At 74.3% G+C, this 8,597-nt stretch carries 8 protein-coding genes; 4 read left to right on the forward strand and 4 right to left on the reverse strand.

The window, feature by feature from the left end; all coding sequences use genetic code 11:
* Positions 1–46: 46 nt before the first annotated feature.
* Positions 47–316 carry a helix-turn-helix domain-containing protein gene (locus ABT247_RS29025; RefSeq protein ID WP_350748213.1) on the reverse strand — a complete coding sequence of 90 codons (270 nt, stop codon included), beginning with the start codon at positions 314–316 and terminating at the stop codon, positions 47–49.
* Positions 317–424: 108 nt separating this feature from the next.
* On the opposite strand from ABT247_RS29025, the gene map reads away from it, so the two are divergent.
* Positions 425–1,192, forward strand: coding sequence for a type I methionyl aminopeptidase (gene map / locus ABT247_RS29030; RefSeq protein ID WP_350748216.1), 768 nt, complete (start codon positions 425–427; stop codon positions 1,190–1,192).
* 190 nt (positions 1,193–1,382) lie between these two features.
* The gene (locus tag ABT247_RS29035) at positions 1,383–1,808 is read left to right on the forward strand and encodes an acyl-CoA thioesterase (protein ID WP_350748219.1); all 426 of its coding nucleotides are present in this window, start codon (positions 1,383–1,385) and stop codon (positions 1,806–1,808) included.
* Between the two features lie 7 nt (positions 1,809–1,815).
* Here the strand turns inward: ABT247_RS29035 and ABT247_RS29040 are convergent, their stop codons facing one another.
* Positions 1,816–2,901 carry a YibE/F family protein gene (locus ABT247_RS29040; protein WP_502892522.1) on the reverse strand — a complete coding sequence of 362 codons (1,086 nt, stop codon included), beginning with the start codon at positions 2,899–2,901 and terminating at the stop codon, positions 1,816–1,818.
* A gap of 210 nt (positions 2,902–3,111) precedes the next feature.
* Here ABT247_RS29040 and ABT247_RS29045 point away from each other — a divergent pair, with 210 nt between their 5' ends.
* Positions 3,112–4,605 carry an alpha/beta hydrolase gene (locus tag ABT247_RS29045; RefSeq protein WP_350748222.1) on the forward strand — a complete coding sequence of 498 codons (1,494 nt, stop codon included), beginning with the start codon at positions 3,112–3,114 and terminating at the stop codon, positions 4,603–4,605.
* Between the two features lie 179 nt (positions 4,606–4,784).
* Complete coding sequence (locus ABT247_RS29050) at positions 4,785–7,112, forward strand: transglycosylase domain-containing protein (RefSeq protein WP_350748225.1); 2,328 nt, start codon at positions 4,785–4,787, stop codon at positions 7,110–7,112.
* Positions 7,113–7,240: 128 nt separating this feature from the next.
* Here ABT247_RS29050 and ABT247_RS29055 read toward each other — a convergent pair whose 3' ends face one another.
* Both ABT247_RS29055 and ABT247_RS29060 read right to left on the reverse strand, forming a co-directional pair.
* A complete protein-coding gene (locus ABT247_RS29055; RefSeq protein WP_350748228.1) occupies positions 7,241–7,900 on the reverse strand; it encodes a hypothetical protein in 660 nt (219 codons plus the stop codon).
* A 4-nt stretch (positions 7,901–7,904) separates the two neighbouring features.
* The gene (locus ABT247_RS29060; protein WP_350748230.1) at positions 7,905–8,453 is read right to left on the reverse strand and encodes an RBBP9/YdeN family alpha/beta hydrolase; all 549 of its coding nucleotides are present in this window, start codon (positions 8,451–8,453) and stop codon (positions 7,905–7,907) included.
* Positions 8,454–8,597: the final 144 nt, after the last annotated feature.

Below are 8,597 nucleotides of genomic sequence, written 5' to 3' on the forward strand. Positions count from 1 at the left end.
GGCCGCCCGGCGGGCGGCCGCTTCGCCGTTCCCGGGGCGGCGCGCCTCATGCGGAGAGCGCCTGGCCGTCCTCGGGCAGGAAGCAGGCGGCCGCCAGCTCGTCCAGGGAGAGGCCCAGCGCGTACGCCAGCGCCGAGATGGTGAAGAAGGACGGCGTCGGCGCCCGGCCGGTCTCGATCTTGCGCAGCGTCTCCGCCGAGACCCCGGCCACCGCCGCGACCTCGACCATGCTGCGTTCACCACGCGCCTCGCGCAGCAGCGCACCGAAGCGCTCCCCGCGCTCGCGCTCCCACGGGGTCAACGGAGTCCTCACCATGGCGCCGAGTCTACGGCGTGCCCGGTGGGCCCGGAGGGGCGCGGCTCCATCGTTCCGAGCCGTGATACAAATACCGGTATAAGAATTGGATCCAGGGAGTGGTTCACCATGGTCGAGCTCAAGTCGGACACCGCCCTCGCCGCGATGCGGGAGGCCGGGAGGGTCGTCGGCAACGCGCTGGCAGCCGTGCAGCAGGAGGCCGCGATCGGTGTCAGCCTGCTGGAGCTGGACGAGGTGGCACGGGGCGTCCTGGCCGCCGCCGGGGCGAGCTCGCCCTTCCTCGGGTACCGGCCGTCCTTCGCGCCCGTCCCCTTCCCCGCGGTCATCTGCGCCTCCGTCAACGACGCCGTGGTGCACGGCGTCCCCGACGGCTACCGACTGCGCGACGGCGACCTGGTGAGCATCGACTGCGGCGCCGTGCTGGACGGCTGGTGCGGCGACGCCGCCGTCAGCTTCACCGTCGGCACCGCCCGGCCCGAGGACACCGCCCTGATCGCCGCCGCCCGGCGGGCCCTGGAAGCCGGGATCGCCGCCGCGGTGGTCGGCAACCGGCTCGGCGACCTCGGCTACGCCGTCGGCGCCGTCGCCCGCGCCGGGCGGTACGGGATGCTGGAGGGCTTCGGCGGCCACGGCATCGGACGCCGGATGCACGAGGACCCGCACGTGCCCAACGAGGGCCGCCCCGGCCGGGGCTTCCCGCTGCGCCCGGGCCTGGTGCTGGCCATCGAGCCGATGCTCACCGCCGGCGGCCGCGGCGACTACCGCACCGACCCGGACGGCTGGACCCTGCGCACCACCGACGGCAGTCGCGCCGCTCACATGGAGCACACCGTCGCCGTCACCGAGGACGGCCCGCGCATCCTCACCCTGCCGTGACCGCGGCCCCGCCGTAGCCGTAGCCGTGCCCCGCCGAAGCCGTCGCCGTGGCCCCGCCGTAGCCGTGGAGCGGCCGTGCCCGCCACCGGCGGGGGACCGCCGCCCGGCCGTGGCTGCACGCGCACCACGGGCCCCGCGGGTGACGGACGACACGCGGTGCCGCCGCCTCCCCCGGAGTACTGTGCGGGGCATGACAGACCAGGACTTCACCACGCGGGTCACCGTCCGCGGCTATGAGACCGACACCCAGGGCCACCTGAACCAGTCCGTCTACCTCCAGTACGCCGAGCACGCCCGCTGGGAGTACCTCCACGCCGCCGGGATCCGGCAGGCGGACCTGGTGGCCAAGGGCGTCGGCCCGGTCGTCCTGGAGACCACGATCAAGTACCTGCGGGAGCTGCGCGCCGGCGACGCCGTGGACATCACCTGTACCTTCGCCTGGCGGGACGGCAAGACCTTCCAGGTGGTGCAGCGGCTGGTCCGGGAGGACGGCGTGCTCGCCGCCGAGATCACCGGGGTCGGCGGCATCCTCGACCTGGCGGAGCGCCGGCTGGTCCTGGACCCGCGCGAGCCGCTGCGCGCCCTGGCCTCGGACCCGGGCCTGCTCGGCCTCTGATCCCCGCTCAGTCCTCCCGCCCGTGCCGGTGCCGCCCGGCGTCCGCCGCCGTCCGAGGGTGGTCGGCGGCGGCGATCAGGGCGGCCAGTCCGGTGGTCACCGGCACCGAGGCCACCAGCCCGATGCTGCCGACCAGGGCGCGGGCGACCTCCTCGGCCACCAGTTCGCTGGTGGCCACCGACACCACGTCCCGGTGCGCGATCGAGAACAGCAGCAGCAACGGCAGCGCGGCGCCCGCGTAGGCGAGCACCAGGGTGTTGACGGTGGAGGCGATGTGGTCCCGCCCGATCCGCATGCCCGTCCGGTAGAGCCGGCCGGCGCCCATGGTCGGGTCGGCCTGGTGCAGCTCCCAGACCGCCGAGGTCTGGGTGACCGTCACGTCGAACAGCACCCCCAGCGAGCCGATCACGAACCCGGCCAGCAGCAGGCCGCGGGTCTCGATCCCGGGGTAGAGGAGGTGGACCAGGCCCGTCTCCTCCGAGGTGTTCCCGGTCAGGTGCGCCCAGGCGGCGAACGCCAGGCTGAGCGCCCCGATCAGCACCAGGGACACCAGCGTGCCGAGCACCGCCACCGAGGTCCGCGCGGAGAGCCCGTGGCACAGGTAGAGCGCGATCAGCATGATGGCGCCGGCGCCGACGACCGCCACCAGCAGCGGGTCCGCGCCGTGCAGCACGGCGGGCAGGATGAACAGCGACAGCACCGCGAAGCTGATCACCAGCGCGACCAGCGCGGCCGCCCCGCGCCACCGCCCGACCAGCACCACGATCGCCGCGAACAGCCCGGCCAGGACGCCCAGCGGCAGTCTGCGGCCGTGGTCCACCGCGCTGGAGCGCAGGTGCTGCTCGAGGCCCGGGCCGGTGTGCGGGTGCGCCGGGACCCCACCTGGCCAGAGCAGCACCAGCCCGACCACCACGGCCACCGCGAACGGGATCAGCACGGCCGCGATCACCGTGCGCAGCCGGGCGGAGACCGGCGCGGCGGGCCCGTGGGCGTGCGAGTGCCCCGCCACCACGCCCGCCGCCACACCCTGTGCCGGGCCCTCGGCCGTGCCGTCGCCGCCCGCGCGTTCGTCCGCCAGCGTCCCTGTCGTCACCTCACGCCTCCTCAGTCACCGGGCCGCGGCGCCCGATCCACCGCGACCTCCGAAATCATCGGGGCCCGGCCCGCCGTTGCGGCGCAGGGCGCGAACGTGGGCGCGCCGCGGGGTGGCACGGTCCCACCCCGGGGCCGGGGGATTCCCCCACCCCCGACCGACCGGCTGCCCGCATGGGCCCAAGTCCGCCACCACGGAAGACTCCTGGCCATGACGAAGAGCATCCGCCGAACCGCCGCCGCCACTGCGGCCGCCGCCATCGCCGTCACCGCGCTCACCGCCCTGCCGGCCGTCGCCGAACCGCAGCACGCCGGCCGGGACCACCTCCACTGGTCCGCCTGCCAGGGGCACGCCGACCCGCGCCAGCGGTGCGCCGACCTCAGCGTCCCTCTCGACTACAACGACCCGGACGGCCAACGGATCACGGTCGCCGTCTCCCGGATCGCGACCGCCAAACCCGGCCTGCGCCACGGGGTGCTGCTGATCATCCCCGGCGGCCCCGGTGACGACGGCCTGGACCGCCCGAGCAGCGCGGTCGACCGGCTGCCGCAGGAGGTGCTCGACCGCTTCGACCTGGTCGGCTTCGACCCGCGCGGCGTCGGGCGCTCCACCCCCGTCAGCTGCGGCCTGGACCACGCCGACCTGGCGATGGTCAAGCTCCGCCCCTGGCCCGACGCGGACGGCTCGATCGACGCCAACCTGGCCAACGGCCGCCGCTTCGCCGAAGCCTGCGCCCGCAACGGCGGCCCGGTGCTCCGCAGCATCTCCACCGCCAACGAGGCCCGGGACATCGACAGCATCCGGCGCGCCCTGGGAGAGCGCCGCCTCTCCGCCTGGGGCACCTCGTACGGCACCTACGCGGGCGCCGTCTACGCCACGCTGTTCGCGCAGCGGACCGACCGGATCGTGCTGGACAGCAACGACGACCCGGACCCGTCGCGGGTCGGCCGCGGCTGGCTGGCGGCCTTCGGCCAGGGGGCGGAGGACCGCTTCCCCGACTTCGCCGCGTGGGCCTCGGCGCCCGGCAATCCGGACCGGGTCGCCGACACCCCCGAGCAGGTCCGGCCGCTCTTCCTCGACCTCGCCGCCCGCCTGGACCGCAACCCGCTGCCCTGGCCCGGCGCCAACCCGGCCGAACTCGACGGCAACGGGCTCCGGGAGACCATGCTGACCAGTCTGTACGCGGACGCCCGCTTCCCCGACCTGGCCCGGATGATGCTGGCGGCCCTGGGCCGCCGCCCGCTGCCCACCCCCGTGGCGGCGCCCGACGAGGTGCTGCAGAACCACATCGCCGCCTCCGCGGGCACCCTCTGCAACGACGTCGCCTGGCCGACCGACCCGGCCGCCTACGCCAAGGACGTGGCCGCCGAGCGCGCCGCCCGTCCGCTCACCGCCGGCATGCCGGTGAACGCGATGCCGTGCGCCTTCTGGCCGTTCGCCCCCGCCGAGCCGCCGGTCCGGGTGAGCGGCCGGGGCCCGGCGAACGTCCTGCTGGCGCAGAACCTGCGCGACCCCGCCACCCCGTACCGCGGGGCGCTCGAGCTGCGGAAGGCCTTCGGCGACCGCGCCCGGATGGTCACCGTGGACTCCGGCGGCCACGACGTCTACCGGGCGAACGGGAACGCCTGCGGCGACGCGGCGGTGACGGACTTCCTGGTGACCGGCCGCCGCCCGTCCGACGACGTGTTCTGCCCAGCGAGCTGAGGTTCGAGGCGCAGCGAGGGGGGCCGTACGCGGGGGGAACGAGCCGTGGGCGAACGGTCCTTGCCTCCGCGTACACCGCTTCGGGCCCGCGCGGAAGAGTCGAAGCCGTCGCGATTTTGTGACAATCGTTCGCCAACAAGCCGCCCACGCAGGGGTTTCACGGCCCTAGTGTTCGAACCATGCCACCGAAGAGCCGCATACCTTCCCCGGACCCGGGCGACACCTGGGTGCCGCGCCCGAGGCGCCGTGAGACCCCCCTCGGAATGCTGCGCCACGCGGCGGGCTACCTCGGCTCCTGCGTGCTCGGCGGCGTACTGCTGGCGGGCCTGCTGCTCCCCGCGGCCGGCGCCGTCGGACTGGCCGCCAAGAGCGGCGCCGAGAGCTTCCAGAACATCCCCGACGACTTCAAGGCCCCGCCGCTGACCCAGGCCACCCAGATCTTCGACGCCAAGGGCGGCCTGATCGCCAAGGTCTACGAACGGGACCGCACGGTCCTGACCGCCGACCAGATGTCCCCGCTGATCCGCCAGGCCCAGGTGGACATCGAGGACGCCCGCTTCTACGAGCACGGCGCGGTGGACCTCAAGGGCGTCCTGCGGGCCGTCACCAAGAACGCCGAGAGCGGCGCCACCGTCCAGGGCGCCTCCACCCTGACCCAGCAGTACGTGAAGAACGTCAACGTCGAGATGGCCGGGGACGACCCGGTCGCGGTGCGCGAGGCCCAGCGCAAGACGCTCGGCCGCAAGATCCAGGAACTCCGCTACGCCATCAAGCTGGAGGAGGACCTGACCAAGGACCAGATCCTCACCAACTACCTGAACATCACCTTCTACGGCCACCAGGCGTACGGCATCGAGGCCGCCTCCCAGCGCTACTTCAGCAAGTCCGCCAGGGAACTCACCCTGCCCGAGGCGGCGATGCTCGCCGGGCTGGTGCAGAACCCGTCCCAGTACGACCCGAAGCTGCACCCGGTCGCCGCCCGGAAGCGCCGGGACACCGTCATCGACAAGATGGTGGAGAACAAGCACATCACCGCCGACCAGGCCGCGCAGGCCAAGGCGGCCCCGCTCGGCCTCGACTACAAGGAGCCGCAGAACGGCTGCATCACCGCCCGCGCCGGCATGGGCTTCTTCTGCGACTACGTGCGGCACGTCGTCAAGCAGGACCCGGTGTACGGCAAGAGCGCCGCCGAGCGCAAGAAGCTCTGGGACACCGGCGGTCTGAACATCTACACCACCCTGGACCCGGACAAGCAGGCCGCCGCGCAGAACGCCGTCTCCACCAAGGTGTACGTCTCCGACCCGGTCTCGGCGGCCATGACCATGGTCGAGCCCGGCACCGGCAAGATCCTGGCGATGGCCCAGACCCGCCCGTACGGCCTGGCGAAGGAGCAGAACCAGACCGTCGTCAACCTCAACGTGGACGCCGCGATGGGCGGCGGCATCGGCTTCCAGCCCGGCTCCAACTTCAAGCCGATCGTGGCCGCCGCCGCCCTCGAGGCCGGTCTGCCGCCCACCCAGCGGTACGACTCGCCGAACCGGATGGACTGGCCGACGATGAGGACCTGCGACGGCACCTGGAAGAACCTGAACAAGGGCACCAAGGACGGCACCATCCCCAACGAGAGCGCCCGCGAGGTCGGCCCGTACGAGCTCAAGGAGGCGATGGCCCTCTCGGTCAACACCTACTTCGTGCAGATGGAGCAGGAGATCGGGCTCTGCGCCGTCAAGCAGATGGCGAACAAGCTGGGCGTGACCGGCAGGGCGAGCGGCGACCCGCTCCAGGAGGTGCCCGCCCTCGGCCTCGGCACCCAGGAGGTCAGCCCGCTGACCATGGCCAACGTGTACGCGACCTTCGCCGCCCGGGGCAGCCACTGCGCACCGCTGGCGATCAACCGGATCACCACGGTGGACGGCAAGGACGTCCCGGTGAGCCCGGTCCGCTGCGACCAGGTGATGTCCCAGGACACCGCCGACGTGATCAACACCGTGCTGCTCGGGGTGACCGAGAAGGGCGGCACCGCGCGCGACCTCCGGCTGGACGACGACCGCCAGATCGCGGGCAAGACCGGCACCACCGACGAGAAGAAGTCGGCCTGGTTCACCGGCTACACCGGCAACCTGGCCGCCTCGGTCTGGCTGGGCAGCCCGGGCACCAAGGTGCCGATGCGCAACATCCGGATCGGCGGCCAGTACCAGCCGGAGGTCTTCGGTGCGACGGGCCCCGGGCCGATCTGGCAGCGGGCGATGAGCGACGCCGTGAGGTCCATGCCGGAGCAGGAGTTCACCACGGTCCACATCCCGGACCCGATCAGGCGCGACCCCGGCTGCGGCGCCTCCGGCGGCAGCCCGGGCCAGGCCACCTGCGTCGGCGGCACCAACCCCGGCTCCACGAACCCGGGCTCCGCCGGTACGCCGCCGGGCCGGCCGCGTGGCACCAGCGCCCCGGCCACCGGCCAATCGGGCGGCAACTCCTCGGGCACGAACCCACCGGGCGCCAACCCGTAGGGCACCGCCAGGTGGGGGACCGCCCGTAGCGCGCCGGCCCTTCGGGCGGTAACCCGTAGGGCACGGACCCGGGGTGGGCGCTCCACCCGGGGCCGCGGGGCGTCGGCCGGCCAACGGGCCTCGACCGGCTACCGGGCCTCGACCGGCTCGCCGCTGTCCTGGTCGACGTTGAACACCCGCCGGTAGGAGTCGGTCACCACCGTCACCTGCGACCGCCCGGTCCAGCTCGCCTCCACCAGCCGGGCGTCGTCCGGCCCGCCGCCGACGTCCGTGAGCAGCCAGCGCCGGGCCGACCAGCCCTCGCCGCACTCCAGCAACACCTGCCAGTGGTCCCCGGCCTCCGGCCCGGAGCCGTACGAGCGGTGCACCACCACCAGGACCCGCTCCGCCCCCGCCGGCGCCGCCTCCCGGCTGCGGGTCTCGGCGGCCGACACCTTGTGCACGGCCAGCGCGCCGAGCACGAACACCACCCCGGCGGTCACCGTCACCGTCCGGGTGGCCGTCCGGACGGCGGTGCGACGGTCGCCCAGCCAGGCGGCGGCGATCAGCGCGGCCAGTGCCCCGCCGAGCAGCGGTTCCGGCTGGTTGAGCAGGTCGGCGACCAGCATCAGCCCGCCCGAGCGGCTCTCCCACTGCCCCCAGGTGTACAGCAGGACGGCCAGCGCCCCGCAGGCCGCCAGCACCCGGACCAGGACGCGCCTGGCCCGCCGCGTCCGCCGACCCGCCCCGTCGTCCGGGCGGCAGCCCATCCCGTTGCCCACGCGGCCGTTCATCGTCCCCCCGGTCATGTCGTCACAGCTCCGCGAGGAGCTTCCGGCCCTCCGGCCAATCACCCAGCCCGGAGTCCGCGTTGAGGTGCCCGTAGGCGCCCGCCTCGACGTGCCGGGCGCCCCACGCTCGGGCGAACTCCCGGGCCCGCTCCGGGCTCACCCACGGGTCGTCGGTGGAGGAGACCACCACGGTCGGGAACGGCAGGGGATCCAGCGCCACCGGGCGGAAGCCGAACAGCTCCGGCACCTCGGCCGTGTCGATGTCGGCCGGGGCCACCAGCAGGGCACCCCGGACGGCGGCCGTCCGCCCGGCCGGGGCCCCGGCCACCCAGCGGGCCACCGTGACGCACCCCAGGCTGTGCGCGACCAGAACCACCGGTCCCTCGGCGGCGGCCCCGGCCACCGCCGCGTCCACCCGGGCCACCCAGTCCGTCAGCTCCGGGTGGTCCCAGTCCGCCTGCTCGACCCGGCGGAAGGCCTCCGGCTCGGCGGCCTCCCAGCGGGACTGCCAGTGACCGGGGCCGGAATTCTGGTAGCCGGGCAGGATCAGGTAGGTGGTGCGGTCCGGCATGGGCTCCTCCGGCAGGCGAACGGCAACGGGCAGCAGGAGTCTAGGACCCGGGCGCCCCGCCGCCGCAGCCGGGCGCTGCCGCCCGGTCGGCGTGGGCCCTGCACCGGCCGGTCCCCGGGGGCGCTACCCCGACCCGCCTCGGGG

This window comes from Kitasatospora sp. NPDC001539 (assembly GCF_040298565.1).
Classification (GTDB): domain Bacteria; phylum Actinomycetota; class Actinomycetes; order Streptomycetales; family Streptomycetaceae; genus Kitasatospora.